The sequence below is a fragment of the Embleya australiensis genome (assembly GCF_051903075.1).
Classification (GTDB): domain Bacteria; phylum Actinomycetota; class Actinomycetes; order Streptomycetales; family Streptomycetaceae; genus Embleya.
In genome coordinates this window covers 4,173,442-4,198,744 of sequence record NZ_CP182423.1, presented here as the reverse complement: position 1 = coordinate 4,198,744, position 25,303 = coordinate 4,173,442, and the positions used below count along the sequence as shown (strand labels likewise).

Sequence of the window (25,303 nt, the reverse complement as noted above, 5' to 3'; positions counted from 1 at the left end):
GGGCGCAGGCGAGGGCCGCCCACGTCGCGGCCGGCGGCGACCGCCGCGACGAGGCGGCCATCTGCCGGGCGGTGGGCGAACTGCGCGAACGCGCCCGCCGCGGCCGGCCCGCGGCCGAACGCCGGGTACCCGCCCCGCTGTTCCGAGGCCCCGACGTCGACGTGGACACCCCGCCCCACGACCCCTACGCCGGCATCCCCGACGTCGATCCGAACACGATCACCCCCTACCGCAGCCTCGACGTCCCCGCGCCGACCTGTTCCCCGACCCCGTACCGCCCACCGAGCCCCTTCCCGGCGAACTACCGGACCACATCGGCTTCCTCAACTGGGACATCGCAGAACTCGACCCGCCCGGCCCGAACCCGAAACCGCCCGAGAGCGCCGGCGACGACGAAGCGGGAGGGCCGTGAGCACCGCGCCCGCGAAACCCACCGCGGCCCCGCCGAGTCGCGCCCCGACCGGACCGCCGAACCGGAACGGATGACGGTGCGCATCGGCTGGGACACCGCCGTGCACCGCCCCGCGACCATCCCCGACCTGCGTGACTGCGCCCCGGCCGGCACCCCGGTCGGCGACGACGACCCGCGAATGCTCTACCACGGCACCCTGGGACCGGTGGCCACCGCGGACATCGACCACGGCCTGAAGGTGGCCAGGCGACTGCTGCGGGCCAACCGACAGACCACCCAGACTCCCGCCCACGCCGCCGTCGACGGGGAACGGGGCAGCGGCAAGACCACCCTGCTCCACGTCGTGGGCCGCGCCCACCAGGGCCGCGTCGAGAAGTGGCACGGCATCGACGCCAACCGCATCCCCGTCGTGTGCATCAACACCCCGCCCACCCGCGACGACCTCGTCAACTGGTCCGCGCAGATCGCCGTGTTCCTGGGCTGGGACCTGTACCGCAGGGACCCGGACGGCAAGACGGTACAGCGGACGAAGGACTGGACCGGACCGGTCGTACACGTCCTGCGGGCCGCGAAGACCCGACTCCTCCTGGTCGACGGCATCGACCGGTTGCGCACCGGCGACATCGGGCCCGCGTTCGCCTTCCTCGACTTCCTGGCCGCCGAGTTGGGACTGACCGTGTTGTGGTGCGGCACCGGCTCCCGCGAGGTCCTGCGCGAAGCCCGCGGCGACCCCGACACCGACACCGGAACCCTGCTGCCCCGAAACGCCGCCCCACCCTGTGGGTCCGCCCCGTCCCCTACACCGGCGCCCGGCCCGAACCCTGGCTGCGGACCCTCGACGGCTTCGACGAGAAACTACGACTGCACCACCACACCCGACACGACCTCCTGACCCACGCCACGTTCCTCCACAAGGCCAGCGAAGGACGCATGGACGTCCTGGCCCCGCTGATCTGCCAGGCCGCACAGATCGCCATCGAGAACGGCACCGAAGCCCTCACCACCGCCGTCCTGGCCGAAGCCGCGGAGTTCCTCGGAACCGACACGACCTACCGGGACCCCTCCCCCGCCGGCACTCTCCAGGACACCCCACAGGACACCGGGCCGCCCGGAGGAACCCCACCGGAAACACCCGGCTGACCGACCACACCGCCACGCGTCCGGCCGCCCGCGGCAACCACCCACAGCCGCGGCGCACACCCCCGCCCCGGGGCCGCCGCCCCGACGGTTCCCCGCCACGACCGCCCCCGGGACACAACCCCCGCCCGCCCCGTCGCATGGCCGCCGGCACGCCGCACAGGCCCACCCGCACAACACCCCACAAAACCCGACCGCGACCACCACCGCGGCCCACCCGAACACACACAAGGCAGTCTCGCTCCACCCGCCGAAATCTCATTCCCCCTGCAAGATCAACCACTTACCCGCCCCCGACCAGCCGACATCCCCACCACACCCGAAAAACGACCTCCCCACAGGTCGAAACATCCATCTCACGGCACCAGCAGCAATACAGACCACACAGCCACAGAACCAGACAAAACCAGCGAGACGGGACAGGCCGCCGAATCAGTACCGGCCGTCTCGGTCGGTCGCACGTTCCGAGTGATTGTTGAGCATTCTGCTCAGGGAGATGAGCCGTCCGCCCGCAAGGGCCGCGAACCGTCCGCTCACCCGGACGTCTTCATATCCGCAGACACTCCTCGACGCCCTCGTGGTCTCCGGGGGCAACGCCCATTCCAGGGCGACACGCCGCACCGGATGCTCGGGCGGGGTGTCGTAGACGATCTCGTCGAACTCCTCACGCCGTGCCTCGGGCAACGCGGGGCGGATACCGCCCACCCTTCGCGTCAGCGTGATGTCTCTCCCCCGGCACGCGCGTCCAATCCGAATCCGCCATGGCCCCCAGCGTGCCGGCGCGAGGACGAAGATCGGTGGACGGCACACACCACCGGCCGACGCGATCTCCCGGACGACGAACGCGAACGACACCCGGGGCAAAGGAACCCCGCACCGGTGCCGGCTCGGCCTGCGGCTGGATCGACGAGATCCTTCGGAAGTGACCGTGACGCGTACTCCGGGATGCCGATGGTGATCTTTTTCGGCCTCGCACGGTCTACGCGCGGGCCCCGGTGCCACCGCACTCGCGAGGCGACGAAACAAGAGGCCCCGAGCCGGGGACCGGGCATCACCGGCGCCCTCGAGGCGATCTCGCCCTCCGCCCACGGGTCATTCAACGGTACGGTCTCGCAGGCGCTCGTCTCGTCTCCGCGCAGGACGGTGCGGTCTCACCTGCGGTACACAGTCCAGCCGGCCTCGGTAGCCCGGGCAACGTGCTTGGGGCACAATCACCCGTCCCCGGTGACGGTGAGGAATGCCACCGAGCCGACCGAGACCAGGGCGACTCCGAACAGGCACCAGTAGCGCGCCGCGCGGACCGCCGATTGGATCTGGTAGACGTGCGCCGTGGCCGGCAGCCGGCGCACCAGAGGATCGGTTCTGGCGATGTTGGCGTGGACTCGGCGCAGTTGCTCCTGCCACTGGGCGCAGCGGCTGCGGGTTGTCCTCCGCGAGCGCCGCGCGGCGGATACTCACGGCGATCCGTCGGTGACGTAGCAGGTCGTCGATGCTGGTGGCCGTGGAGCACCCACGACTCGTACCGCTCCGGCACGTCCCGCCAGGCCGTGCCGGTACGAAACTTCCCCACGATCCCATCGAGCACCCTTCGGTCGTCCAACCGCTTCCGACCCCGCTCCGAGACCGGAAACAACGGACGCACGAACTCCCACTCAGACATCGGACAGTTCATGGCGACGTATCACTCGCCCATGACCCACCATCCAAGATCATTTGAAGACACGGCCTAGCGGCGCGTGGCACCGGTCTGGTCGGTGCTTGCGAAGGCGCCGGCGAGGGCGGCGGCGTGGGCGGCGGCCGCGGCGCGGTCGGCGAGCGCGGTATCGAGTGATCGGCGTACGACGAGCATCCGGTAGTAGACCGGCGCCCCCAGCGCGGGCGATGAGTTCGATGCCGTCGGTTTCGGGGGGCAACTCGCCGCGTGCGATCGCACGTTCTACGATCACGGCGGCGCCGGCGTTGCGCTCGGCGAAGAAGTCGTGCAAGGCACGCTCCGCCGCCGAATCCCTGGTGGCACCCGCGACGATGGTCTCGATCATGGTGCGAAAACGGATGTCGTCCCGATACAGGGCCACGATGGACCGCGACAGTGCCCGAAGGTCTCCTTCCAGCGATCCGGTGTCGGGGAAGGGGATCTCGTTGAAACTGATCCACGTCAGGAGATCCACGATCAAGCCCTCGACCGTGCGCCAACGCCGATAGATGGTGGCCACGTGCACACCGGAGCGACGAGCCACGTTCTCCATGGTGAGTCCGCCTTGGTCGGGCTCACCGAGTTCCGCCAATACCGCGCTCAATACCTCGGCACGGGTACGCGCCGTGCGTCCACCGGGGCGCACGGATCCGGGCGTGTGCGTCGACTCATTCGCTGACACTGGACCCCACAACGGTCGAACGATCTCGCCGGTAGAACACGGGCGGGATACCCGCGTTCGACGGTGGCCACCCCCGCGGCCGCCGTCCACTCGGTCGTGTGACCCTAGCCGCCCGGAACGCGGTCCATCGTCGGCGGGCCGGATGGTCGACGGCCCGGCGTATGACGAAAGGGCGGACCGCGCGGACGAAAGGGGGGTCACACGGGACGGTCGGGTCCGTCGTCGGGTCATCGGTCATCCTTCGACGCCTTGGCACAGGGCTCGGACGAGTCCTCCGTGGCGGGGAGGTCGGCCGGACGCACCCCCGATCTGCCGAAACAGACGCACCCCCGATCTGCCGAAACAAGCGACCGGGCACTGCCCCAAACATTCGCCTCAACGCGATGAGGCTCCTGTCAAAAGCCCTTGGGGACTCTTCTTCGAGGGCGTCCGAGCAGGGTAGGGAAACCGGCGGGCACGCGGATGCGCCCCACGCGGCGGGCGGGCCGCGTCTGCTCTCCGCCTCGTGGCGCGACGCGTCCGCGGCAGTGATGGGGCATGGCGACCCGACTGCGGGCGACTTCGGCAGGTCCCGCGCGTCCGGCCGACTTCGTGCGTCGGCCGGACGCGGGATCGGGGCGGCGCCCGGTCCCGGCTACCCGGACACTGAGGTTGGAAGGGGCCCGATACCGGTGGCCACGTACGGCTTCCGGCCCTTGCTGCGGCATGAGAAGACGTTCGCTCTCGGGTGGGCCCCTCCCAACGCGTGGCTTTCGTGATTCCTCCGAGGCGCCGGCGTCAGGCGGTGCGAACCTGCCGGGGGTGACTGCCGCTCTCGGCCATCCGTTGCGCGGGAACAGGTGCCGGTCCGACCGCGAGGTGTTCCTCGAAGAACGACGTCATGAGTCTCAGCGATTCCGCGAACTGCTCGTTGTAGACCACGAAGTGGCCACCGGGCAGGATGGCGAGCCGCTTGGGGTGCAACGCGCGTTCGTACGCCGCGAACGCGAGGTCGCTGTGCGTGAGAATGTCCTGCTGTGCGACGACCATGAGCAGCGGCGTGGGCGAGATGCGCCGGATATAGTCCCCCGGTTCGTATCCCGACAGCAGCTCGATCGAGCGCACGGTGATCTCGTTGCGCCACGTGGCGAGGCGTTCGGGTTCGATGGACTGGTACCACGCGTAGGTTTCGCGGTCCGCCATCGCGGCCATCGCGGTCGGATCCTCGGTGATCAGCGGGATGACACCGGGCTCCGCGCCTTGGAAGCGCGCCAGGCGGTCCTGGTCGAACATGCGCCGAATCTCGCGCATGGCCTCGGAGTTGATGAATCGGGACAGGGTCGTCCCACCGCTGATGACCGGGACCTGCGCGTACACGCACTTCACCCGACGGTCGATGGCACCGACGACCAGGACATGGCCACCGGAGAAGCTGGAGCCGAACACACCGATCCGGTCCGAGTCGATCTCGGACCGGGACTGCAGGAAGGTGATGGCGTTTCGGTATCCCTGTATCTGCGCGGCCGGGTCCGCCTCCTGGCGCGGCAGGCCGTCGCTCGCCCCGAAGGAGGGATGGTCGTACAGAATCACCGCGATGCCGGCACTCGCCAGATGCTCGGCGATGGTGTCGGTGTACTGCTCCTTTACCGCGCCCAATCCGTGCGTCACCACGACCGCGGGGTGCGGAGCCGCTCCGGATTCGGGAATGTAGAGCCAGCCCCGAAGCGTCGTGCCGTCGGAGTCGAACTCGATGTCCTGGCGCATCCGCGCTTCCTTTCGACAGATGTGGCCGTGATCAACGTGCGATGGTCGGACGGCGCCGGGCGTCGGTGGCAGTACGCGCCCCGGGGCCGGGATATCCGCGTGCTCCGAGCGTCGATCCAGCCACGGCGCGTGCCGCATGTCGTAGCCGTGGACGAGCCCTCGGAAGAACTCGGGAGCCGTGAAGAATCACCGGATGAGACCGCACCGTCCACGCCCTCGAGCCCCGCGTGTGTCTTGTCGTGCATCGGTGTGCCAGGTGTGAACACGATCATCCCGGGCGTCGAAGGGCCCAACCTCGCTCGAGACGTGTGCGTTCGCGAAGTTTCGGGGTACGGCGTGGCACGCACTTCCGGCCCGGCGCCCACACTAACGCTAGTTCTCTCGTATTAGTAGTCCCGAGGTTCCCGCCCACTCCCCAGTGCGGCACAGGGCACACAGTCGGTGCGTCGTCGCAGTGGGGCCGGACGTCGTTCACCGGGGCCCGCTGCGGACCGCGTCCATTCCCCCTCCCGCCACGGCCGGGCACGCGAACGCCGGGACCGGCGGCGACTGGCCGGCGAGATCGCCCCGGACCGGACTGCCGGACCCGAGACCGCACCGGCATCGGCACCGGCACCGCGAGAAGCCCGTCCGGCCGTCAGGTCGGCGACGTCGAGTACCGGTTCCGGCCCCGAGGCACGGCTGACGGATTCGGGCCATGCAGCCCGGAATCGACCCGATGTGCTCATGGTGCGCGGCTCGAACCCTCCACAGGCGGCCCGGAGTTCGGCACGAAGGCGGGTGTCCGTGATCCCGTCGACCCCGCACACCACACGTTGATCGCGACCAGGGCCTCGCCGACGCTGTCGGAGTCGTCGTCGCCGGAGTCGATCGCCCAGCACTCCGAGAGTCGATGCAGCCCCCGAACCGTGTCCGCAGCCCTCGACGGGTTCCCGTGACGCAGGTCAGTTTCGTGCGCCGGGAGGTCGGCTGTCGTCACCGGCCCGCCGGTTCGGGATCGCATCGGCGCTCGACCTGCCGGTGGGCACCGTGCGCTCCCGCCTCTCCCGTGCCCGGGCCCGACCGCGTGGGCCGGCCGAGGGGGAACTGCGGGCGATGCGAGGCACCTTCGACCCACCCGGCGTGGCGACCGCGTCACCCCCTCCGTCCGTACGATTCTCCGGGAGTCGGCCCCATGACGCACCCGCCCCGCCCGCCCGGCACACCCTCCTGCGCCGAGGCCGCCGAACCCACCGACGTGACCAACCCCGGCGACAATGCGATCGAAGCCGCGCCGGCACACGATGCACGGCCCACCTCCGAGCGGCGGAGACTGCTCGAGGAGCACCTGATGCGCGAGATCACCGAGGACCTCGCCCGCTCCACCACCCGACGGCCCGCACTCGGGCGCCGAGTGCCCAGGTTCGTGGCTCCGCTCGGCGCGGCCGGCGCGGTCCTCGCGGTCGTGACGGCCGTTGCCCTCCTCGGCACTCCCGGCTCCGGCGCGTCCGGACCGGGCCGCACGCCCACGATCCGGGCCGACTCGGCCACCGCGCCGACGATTCCCCGCCCGGGGCAGGTCCTCTATACCGAGTCCGAATCCTCTTCGTGGCCCGACTCCGATGCATCGCCACGGCGTATTCCGCCACACATCCGCAAGGAGTGGGTGTCCCAGGACGGGCGCCGCGTCTTCATCGACGAACCCGGGGCAGGGTTGCACGGGTTGTCGGTCAGCGATCCACCGCTGCGCTGGAACTACCTCGAACCGGCCGCATCGGTCCCGACTCCGGACGCCCTGACGGCGGCGATCCGGCAGCGCAACGCGGACACGCCGGGAGAGATCGATCAGGAGGCGTTCCGCGAGATCGCGAGCGTCCTCTCCCGGGGTGTCCTGCCCCCGGGCATGCCCACCGCGCTGTTCGAGGCCGCGTCCCGGCTCACGGGCGTGGAACGCACCGACGACGCCGTCGATGCACGCGGGCGGCACGGCATCGGGCCGGCCCGTACCGACCCGCGCGGCGGTGTGCGCACGGAACTGGTCCTCGACCCCACAAGTCGCCTCCTCCTCGGCTCACGCGGAGTGCTGACCCACCCCGACGAGAACCACCCGATCGGGACGGTCGTGTGGACATCAACCGTACTCAAACGCGACATCATCGACACCATGCCGGCAGACCCAACGGCCGGGATCAACGGTTCGCACACGTTCTCGATCGCCCCGAAGCCTCGATCGTGACGGCGCCCGCACAACCGCGCGGAGAGCCACAAGAGCAACGGGACACACGATCACCGACCGCACCGGAACGCAAGGACGACATGACCGGCACCACCACGCCCACACTCGCGCCCGACGCGCTTCCGGACACCGCCGCAGGGCCGGAAGCCGCCCTGGGCAAGCGGCACTTCCGTGATCGGATCCGCTCCGGACACAGGTCCTCGACCATCTCGCCATGGCCCTTCCGGTGCTGATCCTGGCCTGGCCGGCATGGGGTGGCACCGGCGGTGGATCACCGACGACGGGCTGATCTACGTACGCGCGGCCCGGCAGATCCTCGCCGGCAACGGTCCGGTGTACAGCCCCGGCGAGCGCGTGGAGACGTCGACCGGCACGTTGTGTCAGTGGCTGCTGGTGCTGCTCGACGCGTTCGCCCCGGGCGATCCGGCCCGCGTCGCCGTCTACGCGGGCCTGGCCCTGTCGGTCGCCGGGTCGCGGCTCGCCCTGTCGGGCACCCGTCGACTACTGCGCGCGGAGACCGGCCGGATCCTCGTCCCCGCCGGCGCCCTCGTCCTGGTCGCACTGCCCCCGGCCTGGGACTTCGCCACGTCCGGACTCGAAACCGGCCTGCTCGTCGCCTGGATCGGCCTGTCGTGGCGGTTGCTGATCGCAGGCGATCCCCGGGCGTGGACGACCCGACATCGCCTCGGCGTAGCGGCGGTGTTCGGGCTCGGCTTCCTGATCCGGCCCGAACTGGTCGCGACCGCACTGGTGTTCCTGATCGCCCTGGCTTTGGTGTCGGGATCGGGACGGCGCGCCGTCGTGGCGATGTTCCTCGCCGCCGGCGCGCTTCCCGCGGCGTATCAGGTCTGTCGATGGGGTGGTGGCCTTCCGGACTGAAGGGCGGGACGGCGGCCGGAAGACGGTCGGCGATGAACAGGCAGTCGTGCCGGCGATCTTCGGCAGTGGCTGCGACAAAGGGTTCGCCGTCGGGGGCCCAGATGCCGGAGGTGCCCTGGTACCGCCAGGCGCCGGCGGGGACCTGTTCCCAACCGCGGCGATTGGCGTACGCGATGAACAGGCGCCACATGCAGGCCATGGCGGGGATGACGGGGCGGGTGGCGTCCTGGTAGGGGACCTGGCTCATGGTGCCGTCGGCCAGGCGGAAGTGCCCGTTGGCGGCGGCCTGCCCGATCACGACCTGCGCGCCCTGTTCGGCCAGGAACTGGTACAGGGGTGGGAACTCGCACTCGTGGCAGTTGAGGACGCCCGCCACGATGCCATTGAGGCTGACGACGGGCGGCAGGTCCTACCCGAAGGAGTAGTTGTGGCGCCTGCGGACCCGTACAGGTGGGTCTTGCGGTCCGCGATCGGCCGAACCCACCCGACCGCCCGCCAAGCCGACGCGCGTACCGCACTGCTCGCCGAATCCCACGCAAGCATCGTCACCGCCGAGTGGACAACGCTGCCGAGCGTCCTCGCACAGACCCACGCCCGCGGCTGACAGACCATCCGTACCAACCCGATAGCGTGCGGCGGCGATCCGGTCCGGACGCCCCGCCACGAGGACGATCGCGCCACCATGTACCCGGCGCGCTTCACGGCGGCGCGCCTTCGCCATCGCGCTGTCCCGCCATGGTCGACGGCACCGGGACCGGGATCAGCCGGGTGAACACGGTCGAGGCCGTGCCTGTCGCCGCGAGCCGACCGCCGGCGCCCTCGGCCGGCTCCCGGGTCGACCACTTCCCCGTGTCGCCGGGGTGAACCCGGGGCGTGTTCCGGGCGTGCGGAACACCGGCGGCCCGGCCACCGGAACGGGGGTCCTCCTCGGGGTGCGACATCCGACCCGTGCGGTGAACGTGCGAGTGCTCGCTGAGGGTGCAGGCCAGGGGCGCGCGCAACCGAGCAGATCCTCGACGTCCTCCTGGACAACGTGCGAGAGTACGGAAGCGGCACGGTACGCGTCACGCTGCGCGAACTCGGCGCCGCGGTGGCCGTCGACATCCGCGGCGAGGGAACGCCCACCCTCGATCCGGCCGGCCTGTTCGACCGGAGCACCAGCGGCACCGGCCAGGGCATCGGCCTGTCCCTGGACGATCGTGGCCGCCACCGCGAATCAATCGGTAACGACCAGCCTGTACCCGACCCCGCGCACCGTCTCGATCACGGGCCGCCGGCCGGGCGCGCCCGACGCGCCGGCGGAACCCGCGCCCGGGTCGCGACCTTCGCCGCCGATCTTGCGCCGGAGGTAGCCGACATACACCTCGACCACGTTCGCGGGCCCCTCGTAGTGCGCGTCCCACACGTTCGCCAGGATCTCCGTCTTCGACAGCGCGTCGCCGGCCCGACGCATCAGGAACTCCAGCAGCGCGAACTCCCGTGGGGTCAGCTGTGCCTCCTCGCCCTCGAACTCGACGCGGCGGCGCGCGGGGTCCAGGGTCAGGCCGCCCACTTCGAGCACGGCCGGTCGCACCGGCGCTCCCCGGCGCACCAGCGCGCGCAGGCGCGCGATGAGGACCACGAAGCTGAACGGCTTGGTGAGGTAGTCGTCCGCCCCCAGGTCGAACGCGTCCGCCTGGTCGTATTCGCCGTCCTTCGCGGTCAGCATCAGTACCGGGGTCCACACGTCCGCCGCGCGCAGCCGTTCACACACCCGGTAGCCGCTCATGCCCGGCAGCATGATGTCGAGCACGATCACGTCGTAGGTGTTCTCGGTCGCGGCCCACAGGCCGTCCGTCCCCGTGTGGACCACCTCGACGTTGAAGCCCGCGTCGACCAGCCCCAGCCGCACGGTCTCCGCCAACCGCACCTCGTCTTCCACCAACAGCACCCGCACCCGATACCTCCGCCGCCCGCGCACCGGCCGCCGGGACCGCCGACCGTGCAGCGAGCACATCATCTCGAACCCAAGAAGACGCTGAGACAGGGCAACGGTGCGTGCGTCCGTGTCGTCCCGGGGCGTTTGCCTTCTCAGCATCTTCTCAGCCGCCGGGTGGTTGGCTGCCGGTGAGGGTGGCCGGACCGGGCCGCGGTTGTGTGACGTCGGAGAGAGAAAAGGCAGTGATCACCCGTTCGAGTTCGCCGCGTGCTCGGCGTGGAGGGCAGATGCGACTCATCGCGCCGGCGGTTCTGGCCGCGGCTGTGGTGGCCATTTTGATGCTGCCGCCGATTGCGGCTCAGGAGCCGAATTCGCGCCCCCGCGACAGCACGGCCGACGCTGTGCAAGCACCGCAAGCGCTGCACGTGGCCGCCGAACACGCGGACAACTTGGTCGACAAGCTTCGGCACACGCACGATGCGCACCCCACGCCGATGAACCCCTGCTGATTCGAAGCCGGACTCGCCAAAGGCTCCGCAGGCTCCCAAAGGCTCCGCGGATTCAGGGCGCGGCGCACATTTCGCGAGCCCGGCCCGCATCGACTGTCGCCCACCCTCGGCGAATCAGCGGTCGGTGGCCTCGTCACCCGCATCCACCGGCAGGACCACCCGGAACAGCGCCCCACCCCGCGCCGAGGCGAGCACCTCCACCGTTCCCCCATGCGCGGTGACCACCTCACGGGTGATCGCCAACCCCAGTCCGGTACCGCCCGAATCGCGGCGCCGGCTCTCGTCCAGTCGGACGAACCGCTCGAACACCCGCTCCCGCTCCTCGACCGGGATGCCGGGCCCGTCGTCGACCACCTCGACGATCGCGTTGCCGTCGACTTCGCGCAGGGTGAACCTCACGCTCCGCTCGGCGTGCGTGGCGGCGTTGTCGGCGAGGTTGCGCAGTACTCGGCCGAGTCGATGGGCGTCGCCGCGCATCCGTACCGGAGTGATCGCTGCGGTCACGGCCAGGCCGGGATGCTGGGCGGCGAGCCGGTGTCGCTCGGCATCGAGCAGGTCGTCCAGATCCACGTCGGCGAAGCGCGGTCGCAGTTCGCGCTCATCGGCGCGGGCGAGCAGGATCAAGTCGTCGACCAGGCGCTCCAGGCGCGAGGTCTCCGCGGTCAACAGTTCGACCATGGCCGTGTCCCGATCCGTGAGCGGGTGCGTGCCCAGCACCTCCAGGCCCGTGCGCAGCGTGGTCAGCGGGCTGCGCAACTCGTGCCCGGCGTCCGCGACGAACCGGCGCCGCGCGTCGACCTGCTTCTCCAAGCGGTCGAGCATCTCGTTCATCGTCTCGGCCAGCCGGGCCACCTCGTCCCGCGCCTCGGGCACCGGGACCCGATCGCCGAGTCGGGCCGCGCCGATGCCGGCCACCTTGCGCCGGATCGCCTCCACCGGTCCGAGCGATCGCCCCACGAAGGCGTACGTGGCGCCGGCGACCACGACCACGAGCACCGGATACCCGACGATCAACAGCGCGGCGGCGTCCTCGACACTGTCCCGGATCGGCTCCAGGGACTCGCCGACCACCACGGTGTACGTCCCGTCCGTCAGGCCCACGCCGAACGCGGCCACCCGGTATCGGTCCTCGTGGCCGATGATCCCGCGCCGGCCCTCGTTCAGAAGCCGGCCCGCCGCCGGCCGGGCGGCCGACATCGGCAGCCGTCCCCTCAGCGTGCCCGACCACGCGAGCACCGTGCCGTCCGGACGCAGCACCTGGACCAGAGCCGACCCACCTCGCTCGGTGGGGAACTCGCCTTCCGGTATGCCGGTGCGGGCCAGGTCGGCGGCGACCGTCCGGGCCTGCCGGCTCGCGTCGGCGTCGATCGTGCGTTCCAAGGACCGCCGGTAGAGCAGGACGAACGCGGCGATCGCCACGGCCAGGACCAACGCCACCACCACGGCGGCGGCCAGCGCCGACCGGGTGCGCACGCCCGCGTGCCGCCGGTACCACCCACGTACCTGCGCCCACCGGCCCGCCGGCACGGTGCGGCCACGCCCGATCATCGCCCGGCGGCGACCCACGGACGCATCCGCGAGTCCCGCATTCGCTCCACCAAGGGCGCGGCCCGACCCGCTGCCAGGGTCAGCGGCCACGCGAACAGCACCCCGACCAGGAGACCGACGAGCACGTCGTGTGGATAGTGCACTCCCACCCACACCCGGGACGCCGCCATCGCCAGTGCCGCGACCGCCGCGAGAATGCCCAGGACACGGTTCAGCAGCCAGATCACGGTCGCCGCCGCGGCCGCGATCACCGCATGGTTGCTCGGGAACGACCAGTCGCCGGAAGCCGGACAGCTCTCGACGGTGAACGAGTTCGCCATGGTCTGACAGGGCCGCTGCTCCCGCACCAGACTCTTGAGCCCGGTGTCCAGCGCGTACACCAGGGACACCACCAGCGGCGCGCACAGCGCCCGCGCCATCCGTACCGTGTCCTGCCCGCGCGCCGACCACCACGCGAGCACCATCAGCGCCACGAAGACGACCAGGCCGTACGCGGTCCAGTCGTCGATCACCCGGTTGACGAAATCCGGCGCCTGCCGGGCCCATTCGGTCACCCGCGTGTACAGCCCGCCGTCGACGGACGAGCCGGAGAGGGCCGACTCGGTCATGATTCCTCCCGATGCCCGGCGTGCCGAGGTACGGTGTTCGGCTTCCGCCGTCGCGCCTTGAGTATTTCGAGGGCGATGGGAGTCAGCGATACCAGGACCACCAGCGCGACGATCGGCAGCAGGTAGGTATCCACGTTGGGCACCGACGAACCCAGGCCGTAGCCCGCCATGACCAGTCCGATCGCCCAGACCGCCCCGCCGAGGGTCTGCCACAGCGTGAAGGTGCGCACCGGCATCTCCAGCACGCCGGCGAGCGGGTTCAGCACGGTACGCACGATCGGTACGAAGCGGGCCAACACCACCGCCTTGGCGTGTCCGTATCGGGCCAGCAGTTCCTCGGCTCGCTGCACACCCTCGTGCAGGCGCTTGTTCCTGTACCGGGCGAGCAGCGCGCGTCCGCCGCGGCGACCCAGGACGTACCCGACCTGCGCGCCGATCAGGGCGCCGGCCACGGCGGCGAGCAGGACCTGCCACAGCGTCAGGTGGACCCCGGAGGAGCTCGACACACACAGCAGACCGGCGGTGAACAGCAACGAGTCACCGGGAAGGAAGAAGCCGATCAGCAGACCGGTCTCCGCGAACAACACCACGGCGATTCCGATCGCCCCGAACGCGGACAACAACGAACTCGCGTCCAGGACGTTCACGGCCAGGCCGGACACGGCCGACGGCGCCATAGTGCTCCCTCTCATATGTCGCCGATCCGACGTCGTTTCGACCACGTATCGACGCACCGGTGCTCTGTCCCCGAAACCATCGCGGATCACGCCTGAGAGAACGCTGAGAGCAAGGGGCGCCGGGCGGCTCGGTGCGGGTCGGCGTGGGCCGGCCCGGTGGCCTCCGCGTGGAGGACCATGATCGAGACGCCGTGCTCCGTGTCGTGGATCCCCCGGGCGATCCGGGCGATCCGGGCGCCCGCGGCGTGACGCGGGCCGTGTGCGTGAAGCCGGCCGCCGCTGCGGCCACCGCCACGCGGGCCGTACCGAGTGACCTGCCCGACTCTGGCTGCTGCTGCTCACCGCCGGCCCGCACGCCCGCTGGGCTTTCTCGTCCCTGGCGCAACGGTTGGCCGCTCGCGCGCGTCGGTCGCCTCGACGAGGCGGTGGAGGCGGTCCGCCCGGCGTTGGACGGTGCGGACTGCGGGTGCCTGCTGTACGGGTTCCTGGACGTCCTGGTCACCGGCGGCGGCGCGGCGGCGGCGCTGGACCTGCCGGCCGCAACGGCGGAACGCAACCCGCACGTCGCGGAGCACGCGGGGAATCTGCGGCCGTGGTGGTTGTCCGAGGCCGGGCGGGGCGAGGAGGCGATCGCCGAGGTCGTCGCCCGGATCGAGAAGGACGACGAACGGTATGACATCGAGCAGTCGGCCGGACTGTTGGACTCGGAGGGCAGGGTCGAGGAGCGATCGCCGCGCTGTGGGAGTATGCCGCCGAAACCGGCTTCGGCCGCACGCACCTGGCGCGCATGTTGATCGGACAGGGGCGCGTCGAGGACGCGATCGCCATGCACCAGCTGCCGAAACCCCGCATCGTGTCGCCGGGGGACGATCCGTGGGGCGCGCCGGTGGTCGAATCCGCGTCCCCGTGAACCGCAGTGGCCGACCGCGGACGATTGAGGTGTCACGAAGGTTCCGGACAGGGACCCAATAGGGTTGTCCTGTAAGGAGTCGAGGAAAGCAGCACATGGCACGTCCCAGCTCGTACACGCCGGAGTTCCGCGAGGAAGCGGTTCAACTGGCGCTGAAGTCCGCTCCTCGGTCGATCGCGCAGACCGCGCGAGAACTCGATGTGCACCCGGAGATGCTCCGCAACTGGGTCCGGGAGTACAAACGCGAGCACGAGAGCACCGACGAGGCGTCCTCCGTGGACGAGCGCGCCAGGCTGAAGGAACTCGAACACCGCGTCCGTGAGCTGGAGATGGAAAACTCCTTCCTGAAAAAAAAGCCGGTGTGCCACGAACGCTGGAGGTCGTCTGAAGTAGGAGCGACCGAACGCGGTGCTGCACAGGAGATGAAGGATTGTAGGCCCTTCGGAGCCGCCCTTCGGGGGGAGGCTCCAAACCGCCCTCTGCTGCGTTGGCTGAAGACCGTCGTGGTGAGCGACGAGGGAAAAGGCATCCACGAGGTGTCAGGTGGGGATCAAGAAGGCGTTGCATTGAAAATCCCGTTCGGGATTCACTGTCGAAGCGTCGTTATTTAGAAAAGTGGCATCGAAACCGGGTGTTATGGCTTGGCCCGGGAAGAGTCTGGCGGGTGCCCGATGTATTGGCCAGGCGGTGCCCGGCGTGGAGGTGGCGCGAGCTTGATCTGCGGCTCCTGTGCGGAACGTGGGAACGCGTGTCCCGACACGATCCCGACTCGGAAAACGGGCGGGGCGACAGGGAGTTCCCCAAGCGTTTGAAACGCGAGGGGGTGAGTACCGTCGCGGGACACGCGGGCGGACCGGCCCGTAGTAGCGAAGATTCTCCTGCTTGATGCGGTGGGAGGGAAGCGAAGGGGCCGGCTCGGCCGTGGTTCGTGCATTCGATCAACCAGGAAAAGAATCCTGGGAGGAGTCTCGTGGACGAGCAGAGACCGCGGAGCAAGCCGTTCGATATTTCGAAACAGGAGGTGTGGGAGGCTTATCTGAAGGTGCGAGCCAACAAGGGCGCACCGGGAGTGGACGGCTGCTCGATCGAGATGTTCGAAGCGGATCTGAAGAACAATCTTTATCGGATCTGGAATCGGATGTCGTCGGGCAGCTACTTCCCGCCCCCGGTACTGGCGGTGGAGATTCCGAAATCGCACGGCGAGGGTACTCGGATTCTCGGAGTGCCCACCGTCGCGGACAGAATCGCGCAGACCGTTGTGGCAGCCCGACTGGAGGAGGTCGTGGAGCCGAGATTCCACGACGACTCCTACGGGTATCGGCCGAACCGGTCGGCACTGGACGCGGTGGGAAGGTGCCGGGAACGTTGCTGGAAATTCGACTGGGTGATCGATCTCGACATCCGGAAGTTCTTCGACAGCGTGCCCTGGGATCTTGTCGTCAAGGCGGTGGAGACGAACACCGATCAGCCCTGGGTCGTCCTCTACGTGAAGCGGTGGCTGGCCGCTCCCGTACGGATGCCCGACGGTTCGCATGCCGAACGAAATTGCGGAACTCCACAGGGATCCGCCGTTTCACCCGTGCTCGCCAACCTGTTTCTGCACTACGCGTTCGACGCCTGGATGGCACGGAAGTTCCCGACCCTGCCGTTCGAGCGGTATGTCGACGACGCGGTGGTGCACTGCCACAGCGAGAGCCAGGCCCGAATGGTGGCCGGGGCGATCGGTGAGCGAATGGAACAGGTCGGACTGCGACTGCACCCGGACAAGACCCGAATCGTTTACTGCAAGGACGGAAAACGGCAAGGCTCGTACGAGCACACGTCGTTCGACTTCCTCGGGTTCACGTTCCGGGCCCGGGGCGTACGCAGCAGGCACGGAACGGTGTTCACCGGTTTCGGCCCGGCGGTCGCCAAGACCGCCCTGAAGAGGATGAGTCGGTGCGTGAGGTCCTGGCGACTGCACCACTACACCACCTTCTCGGCGCAGGACATCGCACGATGGATCAACCCCGTCGTGTCGGGATGGATGAACTACTACGGGCGGTACCACCGTTCGGAGTTGTATCCCCTGCTCAGACGCATCAACGCCTACCTGGTGCGCTGGCTGAGAAAGAAACACAAACGGCTGAGGACCTTCGCCAAGGCGCACGCGGCATGGAGACGGACCACCCGTCAATACCCGCGTTTCTTCGCGCAGTGGCGATGGGTCCACGCTTTCTGGTGAGACCGAGAAGAGCCCGGTGACGGGAGACTGTCACGCCGGGATCTGTGGGAGCCCGGGGGTGCGATTCCCCCGGGCCACCCGACCAGCGTACTTCGCGAAGGATTCCCGGTAGCCGGAAAGTACGAGTTCATCGAATCGATGCGACTCGACACCGCGGAGTACGCCTTCCCGTCGCATTCATGTGCGACCGCCTCGGCGTGTCGAGGTCCGGATACTACGAGTGGCGCCGGCGCCCGGAATCCGTGACCGCACAACGGCGCGAGGAATTGACGCTGCTCGTCTCCAAGGCGTTCGAGATGTCGGACGGCACCTACGGACATCGCCGCATCCATGCCCGGCTGCTGCGCTGGGGCGCCCCGGCCGGCCCGGAGCTGGTCCGCCGGATCATGCGCGACCTGGACCTGGTGCCTTGTCAGCCTCGCCCGAGGCGCCGGTCGCTGACCCGGCCGGAGTCCGCGCCCGTGCCGGACCTGGTCGGTCGCGACTTCGGCGCCTCGGCTCCCGGCGAAAAGCTCGTCGGGGACATCACCTACATTCCGACGGCCGAGGGATGGCTTTATCCGGCAACCGTCATCGACTGCTGCACCAAGGAAGTCGTCGGCTACGCGATGGACGACCACTACCGGACCCCGTTGATATCCCGAGCGATTCGCAACGCGACGCGGAACCGCACCCTGGCGAGGGGTGCGATATTCCACTCGGACCGCGGCAGCAACTACATGTCGGTCGAGTACGCGAGCCTGCTCGATGAACTCGACCTGCGCCGGTCCGTCGGCCGTACCGGGATCTGCTTCGACAACGCAATGGCCGAATCCTTCTTCGGGGTATTGAAGAACGAGCGGGTCTCACGCGTGAGTTACCCGACTCGCGACGCAGCCCGACGGGAAATCACCCGGTACATAGAATTCTGGTACAATCGCAAACGCCTTCACTCGGCCCTGGGTTACCGCCCTCCACGCGAAGTACACGCCGAGTTTGAAGAGTTGCGACTGGCTGCATGAACTGACAGCCGGGCCCTGTCCGAAGAACGCGAGGCCCCTCACCCCGAGGGTGCGTCGTCTCAGCGGATTGTGCAGGCGCGGTGCGCTGACCTGGGGTGCTGCACGGTTTGAGAATGTTGGTCTGTGTCGTATGACCTGGGGCTTCGGTGTGCGGTGTCAGGTGTGTTCCTCGGGGGAGGTGCGGTTGACCTGCGGTGCGGCAGGTTCTGAGAAGGCCGCGCAGCGTGATTGAGAATTCCCTGTGATGGGTGGTCTGTTCGTCGGTCGGGGCCGGTTCGGGCCGCCGTCCGCATCATCGCCTCGCCCCTCTTGTGGTGGGGGGATTGGGTGAGGCGATCGTGGGCCAGCGCCGCCGCGGCGCACCTGGCACGTACAGCCCGCGAACCCGTCCTGACCCGGGCCTCGCCGGTCGCGGACGGGCGCCAGTGTGAGTGTGCGTTGGGGTGGCGGTGGTTGGTCGTCAGTGGGATGCGGGTGTCGTGTGGGTGTGGCGGGGGTGTCGGGGTGCGGGTTGTCGGGTTCGGTTGCTGACACGGGTGTGATCGCCGGTCTCGGTATCGCTTTCACGGCCTGATACACCCCCGCCCGGTCGGGTGTCTCGTAAACGATGGTTCCGACGTGTCGGTGTGGTTGTTCCCGGTGGGATCACTCGTGTCGTGCGGCGCGTCGCCCGCGGCATCCGCCGTGGGGGAGGCCGAGGGTGACCGGTGGTTCGGTGATCGAGGACGTGTTGCCGCAACACGGGCGGCTTTGGTGGCCCGCCTGGTGGAGTTGGACGCTCAGGGCGCCTTGACGGCGGCGCACGTGCGGGCGGGCGCACAGGTCGCGGGGGTGCATCAACGGACGGTGTGGCGATTGTTGGGCCACGCACTTCCGCGAACCCACCGAGGCCCCGGGGAGGAAGCTCTCCGAACCGGGGGGCCCGCACCCTGGTTCGCGGACCTGCCGTACCGAAACCGTTCGCTGATTAGCCACGCTCAACATGCTGTGAGTCATTGGGCGTTGTGGCGCCGGGGCGGCGGCTGCCAGCGTGTCCGGAGTCCCTCCATGACGCCTTTGAGGAGTTCCGCCATGCCCCTGCGCGAACAGGTCGGCTTCGACGGTGACGGTGCGAAGCTCGCCGGCCATCTCTTCCTGCCCGACGCCGCCACCGAGGAGGTCGGCCCGGTGCAGGGTGTCGTCGTCGCCGGTACCTGGACCAGCGTCAAGGAACAGATGGCGGACCGGTACGCCGAGGAACTCGCCCGGCGCGGCTTCGCCGCCCTTTCCTTCGACTTCGCCGGGTACGGTGCATCGGGTGGTGAACCGCGCGACGTCGAATCGGCCCGGCTGAAAGTGCGGGACCTGCGCGCGGCAGTCGACTTCCTGGCCGGTCACCCCTCGGTGGCCGACGGGGGCTTGGGCATGCTCGGCGTGTGCGCCGGTGCCATGTATGTCAGCGCCTGCGCGGTCGAGGACTCGCGGGTGGCGTCGCTCGCCCTGGTGGCGCCGTGGCTGCACGATCGTCGGCTCTGCGAGGACACCTACGGCGGCCCGGAAGGCGTCGCGAACAGGAAAGCGGCGGCGGCCGAGGCCCGGCGCAGGTACGAGGAGACCGGGGAGGTCGCCTACGTGCCCGCGGTCGGCGCCCATGACTGCGATGCGGCCATGCCGTTCGACATCGACTTCTACCTCGACCCGCAGCGCGGTGGTGTCCCGCAGTGGTCCAACCGGTTCGCCGTCATGGCCTGGACCGAGTGGCTGGGCCTCGACGCGATCGCGATCGCGTCGCGCGTGACCGTACCCGTGCTGCTCGTGCACAGCGAGGACGCCGCCATTCCGGACGGCGCGCGGCGCTTCCACGACCGGCTCGCGGGCCCCCGATCCCTGCTGTGGACCGAGGGCGTCCAGTTCGACTTCTACGACCGGTCGCCACAGGTCGACACGGCCGTGGACGCGGCCGCCGAACACTTCGCCCGCACCCTGTGACGCCCCGGCCCCCCACCACCGCCGCCCCGCAGCCCTCGACAGGAGTCCGCCGCACCATGCCCGAGATCGCCCCCACCGCCGCACCGTTCCCGGCCGAAACCAGGATCGAGATCGTCGAGAGTTGCACCCGGATGGTCGTGCACGCGGACCACCGCGAATGGGAGCTGTTGCGCGGCCTGTTCGTCGACGAGGTGCTCCTCGACTACACCAGCCTCCACGGAGGGCAACCGGTCCGGATGTCCCCTCAGGAGATCATCGACGCCTGGTCGACGACGCTCGGCGGCTACGACGCCACCCAACACCTGATCGCCAACCACCTGGTGCACATCGAGGGGGATCGCGCCGTGTGCACCGCCTCCTTCCAAGCCACTCACCGGCTCGCCACCGCGCATGGTGCGTCGCTGTGGACGCTCGGCGGCGACTACCGCTGGGAACTGGCCCGCACCGGCGACCGATGGCTGATCGACTCCGTGGTGATGACCGCGACCTGGGGCGACGGCAACGAGGGCCTGCCCGCGCGGGCGGGTGCCGCACGATGACCTCCTCCATGCCCGCCCGGTCCGTTGCCGCCGTGACCCCGACGAGAGCCCGAGGCGGTCCCGCGGTGGTGCTCGGCGCCGCCCTGCTCGGCTTCTTCCTCATCTCGCTGGACGCCCTGATCGTCACCGTTGCGCTGCCCGACATCGGTCGCAGCCTGGACGGCGGCATGTCCGGCCTGCAGTGGGTGGTGGACGGATACACCCTGATGTTCGCCGCCCTGATGCTCTCCGCGGGCGCCCTGTCCGACCGCATCGGCGCCCGCCGAGCCTACGGCGGCGGCCTGGTGCTCTTCGCCCTCTCCTCGGCCGCTTGCGGGTTCGCCCCCGGCCTCGGCGTGCTCGTGGCGGCACGGCTGGTACAGGGAGGCGCGGCAGCCGTGATGATGCCGGCGTCGCTGGCCTTGGTCCGCCAGGGCTTCCCCGACCGGGCCGAGCGGGCGCGGGCGATCGCCGTGTGGACGGTGGGCGGCGCCGTCGCGGTCGCGGCGGGACCGGTCCTGGGCGGTATGCTCACCGCGACCGTGGGCTGGCGGTGGATCTTCTTCGTCAACCTGCCCGCGAGCCTGTCGGCGCTCGTCCTGTTGGCCCGTCTTCCCGCCTCGCCGCGGTTGCCCGCCCGCCTCGACGGGCCCGGCCAGGTGACGGCGGTGGTCGCGATGGGCGCGCTGACCTACGGCGTGATCGAGGGCGGTGACAAGGGATTCGACCGGCCGCTCGTGATGGTGTCGCTCCTGATGGCAGTCGCCGCGGCAGCCGCCTTCCTCACCGCTCAGGTCAGGGGCGCACACCCGATGCTGCCCCCGGCGTTGTTCCGCTCCAGGGTCGTGGCCGTCTCCCTGGTGATCGGCTTCATGCTCAACGCGGCCTACTACGGCGGGGTGTTCGTCTTCAGCCTGTATCTGCAGCAGGAACGCGGGGAAACGGCCCTGCACGCGGGCCTGATGTTCATCCCGATGACGGCACTGGTCGCGGTGGTCAACCTGACCTCGGCGAAACTGGCCGCACGCTTCGGCCCGCGCCTGCCGATGGTCACGGGACAACTGGTCGCGGCGGTCGGGCTGTCGGCGTTGCTCACCGTCACCGCACACACCGACGTGTGGGTGGTGGCCGCGCTGATGGTGCCCGTCGGTCTCGGCGGCGCGCTGACGGTACCGGCGCTGACCGCACAGCTGCTGGACGCGGTTCCCGCCGACCGGGCCGGCACCGCCTCCGCCGTGCTCAACACCGGCCGCCAGATCGGCGGAGCGATCGCGGTGGCCGCCTTCGGGGCGCTGCTCGCGGGGGCCGACACGTTCCTTGGGGGCATGCGCCGGAGCATGCTGCTCGCAGCCGCGGGACTCGTCCTGACCGCAGCCGCGACACTGACTCTTCCGCGGCCCGGGGACCAAAACTCGGCAACGTGAGGCGACCTCCTGTCGGAACCGCGTCTCATCCGGCGCTGCCGGAACCGAGACCGACGACCATCTCGACGAACGCCCGCAGTTCGGCGGAGACACCGTCCCTGCGCCACATCAGCACGCCGTCGACGGTCGGTGCGTCGTCGAACGGGACGAAGGCGATGTCGGGGCGGCCGTAGTAGCGCCCCGCCCGCACCGTGGACACCGTGGCCCCCCTACCCGCCCCGACCAGCGAAAGCATCTCCTGCCACCCGGCGACGGCCACCGCATGCTCCACCGGGCGTCCCTGGGGAGTGCGCCGGGGAAAATAGGCGTCGTGCCAGGCCGGCGACACACCGGCGGCCGTGATCAAAGGTAGGACCGCGAGGTCCTCCAGCGACGCCGTCTCCTGCGCCGCCAAGGGGTGGTGCGCGGGTACGAGCAGGGCACGGGGTTCGGAGAACAGGACCGGGCCCACGACGATGGCGGGGTCCTCGACGGGAGGCTCGGCGAGGAGAAGGTCGACGTCCCCGCCCTGCAATGCGGCGAGCGCCGCACCGTACGTCGCCTCCTTCAGGTCGACGACGCAACGGGGATGGTGCGCACCGAACTCCTGTGCCGCCCGCACGAACAGGTCACCGGACCATGCGGTGGTGAAACCGACACGCAGCACTCCGCCCAGACCCCGGAAGGCCGCCGACGCCTCGGCGACGGCCTGTTGGACCTGCCGATACGCGGGAAGCAGATCGGCGTACAACTGTCGACCGACCGGCGTGAGAGCGACATGACGGTTGCTGCGCTCGAACAACGCACCGCCCACACGTCGTTCCAGCTTCTTGATCGTCTGACTGACCCGGCCCGGAGACACGAGGAGACGCTCGGCGGTCCGTGTGAAGTGAAGTTCCTCGGCGAGAGCCAGGAACGTCTCGATCTCGTACCGCTCCATCGGCCCTCCCCCGGGTCGCCGCCCCATCGACGACGGTCAGTAAAGACCCTCGCAGGCCCCGCCGTCCAGGGCGTTGTCGACGACGGGCCTCACGAGGGGTTTCCCATGCCGGTGAAGAGAGCGTCGAGGACGCGGTCCACGTACGCGTGGGTCAAGGGTTCCTGGGTGATCAGGAGTTGGAAGTAGAGCGGGCCGGAGAGGATCGCCATGGCCAGGTCCAGGTCGAAGGAGGCCGACAGTTGGCCTTGGGCGCGTGCCGTTTCCAGCCGGGCCACGGTCATGGCGGCCTGCGGGACGATGAAGCGCTCGTTGAGCGCGGCGGCGACTCGGGGGTCGTACTGCGCCTCGCCGACCAGGGCCCGGTACAGCGGGCCGAAGGGCGGATTGCCCAGGAGGTCGACGGCCGCGTGGATCTGCGCGCGAAGGTCGGCGACGATGTCGCCGGTGTCCGGGTAGTCGAGGCCGGACGCGTGCAGGTGGAGCAGCGAGTCCAGGAACAGGGCGCCCTTGGACGGCCATCTGCGGTAGATGGTGTGCTTTCCCGCGCCGGCTCGGGCCGCGATCGCCTCGATACTGAGTTTGGCGTAGCCGATCTCCTGGCCCAGTTCCAGCGTGGTCCGCATGATGGCCTCGGTCCGGTCGGCACCGCGACTGGGGTTGGTCATGCCGCCACTCTACCGGCACGGCACGTGCCGTGCTTGACGGGATACGGGTCCGTGGTCTTTCCTTGCGGCACGACACGTGCCGTTCCGAAGGGAAGTACATGAACGCCGATGTGATCGTCGTGGGCGCCGGACCGACCGGCCTGATGCTGGCGTGCGAACTGCGTCTGGCCGGGGTGCGTCCCCTGGTGCTGGAGCGGTGGCCGCACCGCCGGGACGTTCCGAAGGCCGGTGGACTCGGCGGACAGATCCTGGAACTGCTGCGTCACCGGGGCCTGTTGGAGCGGTGCGAGGCCGCCTGTACCGGCCCCGTCCCGGCCCCGGTGTTCCCCTTCGGCGGCGTCCATCTCGACCTGACCCGGCTCGCGAATCCTCCGCTGCACGCCCTGCCGCTGCCGCAACAGGAGCTCGAGGATCTACTCGCCGAACGCGCCGGCGAGCTCGGCGTCGAGATCCGCCGCGGACACCGCGTGGCCGGGGTGGTCCAGGACGCATCGACAGTGACCGCGGATGTCGTCGGCCCGGACGGACCGTATCGAGTGGCCGCCCACTACCTGGCAGGCTGCGACGGCGCCCACAGCCGGGTCCGGGACGAGGCGGGTATCGCCTTCCCCGGCACCGTCTATCCGGAGGTCAACCGGCTGGCCCAGATCACCTTTCCCGACGCGGTGACGGTGCTCGGCAACGGGGATCTCGACATCGCCGGCTTCGGCACGGTCCACGGGGGCTTCACACGGACGGACCGCGGTCTCCTCGGCGTCGGCGCATCGCCCGACTCACGCGTGATCTCCCTCTACACGGTCGAGGACGAGGCGGACGAGTACGACGACGACACCCCGATGTCCATGACCGAATTCCGGGACAGCGTTCGTCGCGTCCTCGGTGCGGATCTCCCGAGCGGCACCGCCATCCGCCTGTCACGGTTCACCTTCAAGGCCCGGCACGCCGAGCACTACCGAAGAGGGCGAATCCTGCTGGCCGGTGACGCCGCGCACCTGTTCCCCGCAACCGGCGTGGCGATCAACGCCGGCATGCTCGACGCGGTGAACCTGGCCTGGAAGCTGGCCGCCGACATCCACGGCTGGGCACCCGACGGTCTCCTCGACACGTACCACGACGAACGGCACGTCGCCGGCGCGCGCACCATGCTGCACACCCGGGCCCAGGTGGCGCTGCGACGCGGAACCGACCCGGCCGCCGAAGCGCTCCGCGAGGTCTTCCGGGAACTGCTCGCCGACGAGCAGCCGCTGCGCCGCATGGCGGCCCTCGTCGCGGGCTCCGACATCCGCTACCCGATGCCCGCACCGTCCGACCGGCACCCCATGACCGGTGCGTTCATCTCCGACCCCACCCTTCATGACTGGGCAGTGACCGGCATCGGCGAACTCATGCGCACCGCACGGCCGCTCCTCTTGGACCTCGCGGACCGCGAGGACCTCCGCCGGGCGGCCCGAGACTGGCACCCTCGCATCGACATTCACACCGCCAAGGCCGACGACCGCCGCGCCGACGCCGTCCTGATCCGACCCGACGCGCACATCGCCTGGGCCGCAACCGTCCAAGAGTCCCCCGAAGACGCCGTACCGGCCCTGCGCGAAGCGCTCGGCCGCTGGTTCGGCACCCCCCGAAACCACGCCTGAGGCCACGCCCTCAAAG

26 protein-coding genes and 2 pseudogenes are annotated in these 25,303 nt (G+C 69.8%); 16 read left to right on the top strand and 12 right to left on the bottom strand.

Annotated features, from left to right (window positions below; genetic code table 11):
- Positions 1-71 precede the first annotated feature (71 nt).
- Complete coding sequence (locus ACMXN5_RS48720; protein ID WP_439681306.1) at positions 72-1,304, top strand: TniB family NTP-binding protein; 1,233 nt, start codon at positions 72-74, stop codon at positions 1,302-1,304.
- 38 nt (positions 1,305-1,342) lie between these two features.
- The gene (locus ACMXN5_RS48715) at positions 1,343-1,552 is read left to right on the top strand and encodes a hypothetical protein (RefSeq protein ID WP_439681305.1); all 210 of its coding nucleotides are present in this window, start codon (positions 1,343-1,345) and stop codon (positions 1,550-1,552) included.
- Between the two features lie 429 nt (positions 1,553-1,981).
- Here the strand turns inward: ACMXN5_RS48715 and ACMXN5_RS48710 are convergent, their stop codons facing one another.
- The 5 genes and pseudogenes from ACMXN5_RS48710 to ACMXN5_RS48690 all read right to left on the bottom strand — a co-directional run bounded on the left by ACMXN5_RS48710 (position 1,982) and on the right by ACMXN5_RS48690 (position 5,667).
- Positions 1,982-2,233: a hypothetical protein gene (locus tag ACMXN5_RS48710; protein WP_439677917.1), complete on the bottom strand. Its 252-nt coding sequence runs from the start codon at positions 2,231-2,233 to the stop codon at positions 1,982-1,984.
- A gap of 527 nt (positions 2,234-2,760) precedes the next feature.
- Positions 2,761-2,898: a hypothetical protein gene (locus ACMXN5_RS48705; RefSeq protein ID WP_439681456.1), complete on the bottom strand. Its 138-nt coding sequence runs from the start codon at positions 2,896-2,898 to the stop codon at positions 2,761-2,763.
- Positions 2,899-3,065: 167 nt separating this feature from the next.
- Positions 3,066-3,209 (bottom strand): annotated as a pseudogene (locus ACMXN5_RS48700) (transposase); the annotation flags it as partial.
- A gap of 49 nt (positions 3,210-3,258) precedes the next feature.
- On the bottom strand, positions 3,259-3,762 hold the full coding sequence (locus ACMXN5_RS48695) for a TetR-like C-terminal domain-containing protein (protein WP_439681304.1): 504 nt from the start codon (positions 3,760-3,762) through the stop codon (positions 3,259-3,261).
- 939 nt (positions 3,763-4,701) lie between these two features.
- Positions 4,702-5,667 carry an alpha/beta hydrolase gene (locus tag ACMXN5_RS48690; protein WP_439677915.1) on the bottom strand — a complete coding sequence of 322 codons (966 nt, stop codon included), beginning with the start codon at positions 5,665-5,667 and terminating at the stop codon, positions 4,702-4,704.
- A 1,174-nt stretch (positions 5,668-6,841) separates the two neighbouring features.
- Between ACMXN5_RS48690 and ACMXN5_RS48685 the strand changes: the two genes are divergently transcribed.
- The 3 genes from ACMXN5_RS48685 (at position 6,842) to ACMXN5_RS48675 (ending at position 8,761) form a co-directional block, all read left to right on the top strand.
- Entirely contained in the window at positions 6,842-7,882 is a 1,041-nt protein-coding gene (locus tag ACMXN5_RS48685; protein WP_439677914.1) for a CU044_5270 family protein, read from the top strand.
- Positions 7,883-7,962: 80 nt separating this feature from the next.
- Positions 7,963-8,115 carry a hypothetical protein gene (locus ACMXN5_RS48680; protein WP_439677913.1) on the top strand — a complete coding sequence of 51 codons (153 nt, stop codon included), beginning with the start codon at positions 7,963-7,965 and terminating at the stop codon, positions 8,113-8,115.
- A 16-nt stretch (positions 8,116-8,131) separates the two neighbouring features.
- The gene (locus ACMXN5_RS48675) at positions 8,132-8,761 is read left to right on the top strand and encodes a hypothetical protein (RefSeq protein ID WP_439677912.1); all 630 of its coding nucleotides are present in this window, start codon (positions 8,132-8,134) and stop codon (positions 8,759-8,761) included.
- Between the two features lie 73 nt (positions 8,762-8,834).
- Here the strand turns inward: ACMXN5_RS48675 and ACMXN5_RS48670 are convergent.
- Positions 8,835-9,167 (bottom strand): annotated as a pseudogene (locus ACMXN5_RS48670) (nitrilase-related carbon-nitrogen hydrolase); the annotation flags it as partial.
- 51 nt (positions 9,168-9,218) lie between these two features.
- Here ACMXN5_RS48670 and ACMXN5_RS48665 point away from each other — a divergent pair.
- The gene (locus tag ACMXN5_RS48665; protein WP_439677911.1) at positions 9,219-9,365 is read left to right on the top strand and encodes a hypothetical protein; all 147 of its coding nucleotides are present in this window, start codon (positions 9,219-9,221) and stop codon (positions 9,363-9,365) included.
- 612 nt (positions 9,366-9,977) lie between these two features.
- Here ACMXN5_RS48665 and ACMXN5_RS48660 read toward each other — a convergent pair.
- On the bottom strand, positions 9,978-10,697 hold the full coding sequence (locus ACMXN5_RS48660; RefSeq protein ID WP_439677910.1) for a response regulator transcription factor: 720 nt from the start codon (positions 10,695-10,697) through the stop codon (positions 9,978-9,980).
- 269 nt (positions 10,698-10,966) lie between these two features.
- Between ACMXN5_RS48660 and ACMXN5_RS48655 the strand changes: the two genes are divergently transcribed.
- Entirely contained in the window at positions 10,967-11,188 is a 222-nt protein-coding gene (locus ACMXN5_RS48655; RefSeq protein ID WP_439677909.1) for a hypothetical protein, read from the top strand.
- Between the two features lie 114 nt (positions 11,189-11,302).
- On the opposite strand, the gene ACMXN5_RS48650 is transcribed toward ACMXN5_RS48655, so the two are convergent.
- From ACMXN5_RS48650 to ACMXN5_RS48640, 3 genes are read right to left on the bottom strand one after another with little or no spacing between them, the layout of a single operon-like run.
- Complete coding sequence (locus ACMXN5_RS48650) at positions 11,303-12,754, bottom strand: sensor histidine kinase (protein WP_439677908.1); 1,452 nt, start codon at positions 12,752-12,754, stop codon at positions 11,303-11,305.
- Complete coding sequence (locus tag ACMXN5_RS48645) at positions 12,733-13,344, bottom strand: phosphatase PAP2 family protein (protein WP_439677907.1); 612 nt, start codon at positions 13,342-13,344, stop codon at positions 12,733-12,735. The genes ACMXN5_RS48650 and ACMXN5_RS48645 overlap by 22 nt, the downstream gene beginning before the upstream one ends.
- Complete coding sequence (locus ACMXN5_RS48640) at positions 13,341-14,021, bottom strand: DedA family protein (RefSeq protein ID WP_439677906.1); 681 nt, start codon at positions 14,019-14,021, stop codon at positions 13,341-13,343. The genes ACMXN5_RS48645 and ACMXN5_RS48640 overlap by 4 nt, the downstream gene beginning before the upstream one ends.
- 191 nt (positions 14,022-14,212) lie before the next feature.
- On the opposite strand from ACMXN5_RS48640, the gene ACMXN5_RS48635 reads away from it, so the two are divergent.
- The 8 genes from ACMXN5_RS48635 to ACMXN5_RS48600 all read left to right on the top strand — a co-directional run bounded on the left by ACMXN5_RS48635 (position 14,213) and on the right by ACMXN5_RS48600 (position 22,066).
- A complete protein-coding gene (locus tag ACMXN5_RS48635) occupies positions 14,213-14,815 on the top strand; it encodes a hypothetical protein (RefSeq protein WP_439681303.1) in 603 nt (200 codons plus the stop codon).
- A complete protein-coding gene (locus ACMXN5_RS48630; RefSeq protein ID WP_439681302.1) occupies positions 14,809-14,931 on the top strand; it encodes a hypothetical protein in 123 nt (40 codons plus the stop codon). The genes ACMXN5_RS48635 and ACMXN5_RS48630 overlap by 7 nt, the downstream gene beginning before the upstream one ends.
- 95 nt (positions 14,932-15,026) lie before the next feature.
- Positions 15,027-15,542: a transposase gene (locus ACMXN5_RS48625; RefSeq protein WP_439681301.1), complete on the top strand. Its 516-nt coding sequence runs from the start codon at positions 15,027-15,029 to the stop codon at positions 15,540-15,542.
- A 359-nt stretch (positions 15,543-15,901) separates the two neighbouring features.
- On the top strand, positions 15,902-17,155 hold the full coding sequence (gene ltrA / locus ACMXN5_RS48620) for a group II intron reverse transcriptase/maturase (RefSeq protein ID WP_439678286.1): 1,254 nt from the start codon (positions 15,902-15,904) through the stop codon (positions 17,153-17,155).
- A gap of 44 nt (positions 17,156-17,199) precedes the next feature.
- Complete coding sequence (locus tag ACMXN5_RS48615; RefSeq protein WP_439681300.1) at positions 17,200-18,156, top strand: IS3 family transposase; 957 nt, start codon at positions 17,200-17,202, stop codon at positions 18,154-18,156.
- Between the two features lie 1,071 nt (positions 18,157-19,227).
- On the top strand, positions 19,228-20,124 hold the full coding sequence (locus tag ACMXN5_RS48610; RefSeq protein WP_439681299.1) for an alpha/beta hydrolase: 897 nt from the start codon (positions 19,228-19,230) through the stop codon (positions 20,122-20,124).
- Between the two features lie 56 nt (positions 20,125-20,180).
- The gene (locus ACMXN5_RS48605) at positions 20,181-20,663 is read left to right on the top strand and encodes a nuclear transport factor 2 family protein (RefSeq protein WP_439681298.1); all 483 of its coding nucleotides are present in this window, start codon (positions 20,181-20,183) and stop codon (positions 20,661-20,663) included.
- An 8-nt stretch (positions 20,664-20,671) separates the two neighbouring features.
- Positions 20,672-22,066 carry an MFS transporter gene (locus tag ACMXN5_RS48600; RefSeq protein WP_439681443.1) on the top strand — a complete coding sequence of 465 codons (1,395 nt, stop codon included), beginning with the start codon at positions 20,672-20,674 and terminating at the stop codon, positions 22,064-22,066.
- A gap of 25 nt (positions 22,067-22,091) precedes the next feature.
- Here the strand turns inward: ACMXN5_RS48600 and ACMXN5_RS48595 are convergent, their stop codons facing one another.
- Together ACMXN5_RS48595 and ACMXN5_RS48590 are read right to left on the bottom strand one after the other, a co-directional pair.
- On the bottom strand, positions 22,092-22,985 hold the full coding sequence (locus ACMXN5_RS48595) for a LysR family transcriptional regulator (RefSeq protein WP_439681297.1): 894 nt from the start codon (positions 22,983-22,985) through the stop codon (positions 22,092-22,094).
- An 89-nt stretch (positions 22,986-23,074) separates the two neighbouring features.
- A complete protein-coding gene (locus tag ACMXN5_RS48590) occupies positions 23,075-23,650 on the bottom strand; it encodes a TetR/AcrR family transcriptional regulator (RefSeq protein ID WP_439681296.1) in 576 nt (191 codons plus the stop codon).
- A 98-nt stretch (positions 23,651-23,748) separates the two neighbouring features.
- Here ACMXN5_RS48590 and ACMXN5_RS48585 point away from each other — a divergent pair, with 98 nt between their 5' ends.
- Positions 23,749-25,287 carry an FAD-dependent monooxygenase gene (locus ACMXN5_RS48585; RefSeq protein ID WP_439681295.1) on the top strand — a complete coding sequence of 513 codons (1,539 nt, stop codon included), beginning with the start codon at positions 23,749-23,751 and terminating at the stop codon, positions 25,285-25,287.
- Positions 25,288-25,303: the final 16 nt, after the last annotated feature.

What these genes read in the sequence shown, in the direction of transcription:
- ACMXN5_RS48715 (WP_439681305.1), top strand. Translation starts at nt 1,343, where the DNA reads ATGGACGTCCTGGCCCCGCTGATCTGCCAGGCCGCACAGATCGCCATC.
- ACMXN5_RS48690 (WP_439677915.1), bottom strand. Translation starts at nt 5,667, where the DNA reads ATGCGCCAGGACATCGAGTTCGACTCCGACGGCACGACGCTTCGGGGC.
- ACMXN5_RS48685 (WP_439677914.1), top strand. Translation starts at nt 6,842, where the DNA reads ATGACGCACCCGCCCCGCCCGCCCGGCACACCCTCCTGCGCCGAGGCC.
- ACMXN5_RS48680 (WP_439677913.1), top strand. Translation starts at nt 7,963, where the DNA reads ATGACCGGCACCACCACGCCCACACTCGCGCCCGACGCGCTTCCGGAC.
- ACMXN5_RS48675 (WP_439677912.1), top strand. Translation starts at nt 8,132, where the DNA reads ATGGGGTGGCACCGGCGGTGGATCACCGACGACGGGCTGATCTACGTA.
- ACMXN5_RS48655 (WP_439677909.1), top strand. Translation starts at nt 10,967, where the DNA reads ATGCGACTCATCGCGCCGGCGGTTCTGGCCGCGGCTGTGGTGGCCATT.
- ACMXN5_RS48645 (WP_439677907.1), bottom strand. Translation starts at nt 13,344, where the DNA reads ATGACCGAGTCGGCCCTCTCCGGCTCGTCCGTCGACGGCGGGCTGTAC.
- ACMXN5_RS48640 (WP_439677906.1), bottom strand. Translation starts at nt 14,021, where the DNA reads ATGGCGCCGTCGGCCGTGTCCGGCCTGGCCGTGAACGTCCTGGACGCG.
- ACMXN5_RS48630 (WP_439681302.1), top strand. Translation starts at nt 14,809, where the DNA reads ATGTTGATCGGACAGGGGCGCGTCGAGGACGCGATCGCCATGCACCAG.
- ACMXN5_RS48625 (WP_439681301.1), top strand. Translation starts at nt 15,027, where the DNA reads ATGGCACGTCCCAGCTCGTACACGCCGGAGTTCCGCGAGGAAGCGGTT.
- ACMXN5_RS48610 (WP_439681299.1), top strand. Translation starts at nt 19,228, where the DNA reads ATGCCCCTGCGCGAACAGGTCGGCTTCGACGGTGACGGTGCGAAGCTC.
- ACMXN5_RS48605 (WP_439681298.1), top strand. Translation starts at nt 20,181, where the DNA reads ATGCCCGAGATCGCCCCCACCGCCGCACCGTTCCCGGCCGAAACCAGG.
- ACMXN5_RS48600 (WP_439681443.1), top strand. Translation starts at nt 20,672, where the DNA reads ATGCCCGCCCGGTCCGTTGCCGCCGTGACCCCGACGAGAGCCCGAGGC.
- ACMXN5_RS48595 (WP_439681297.1), bottom strand. Translation starts at nt 22,985, where the DNA reads ATGGAGCGGTACGAGATCGAGACGTTCCTGGCTCTCGCCGAGGAACTT.
- ACMXN5_RS48590 (WP_439681296.1), bottom strand. Translation starts at nt 23,650, where the DNA reads ATGACCAACCCCAGTCGCGGTGCCGACCGGACCGAGGCCATCATGCGG.
- ACMXN5_RS48585 (WP_439681295.1), top strand. Translation starts at nt 23,749, where the DNA reads ATGAACGCCGATGTGATCGTCGTGGGCGCCGGACCGACCGGCCTGATG.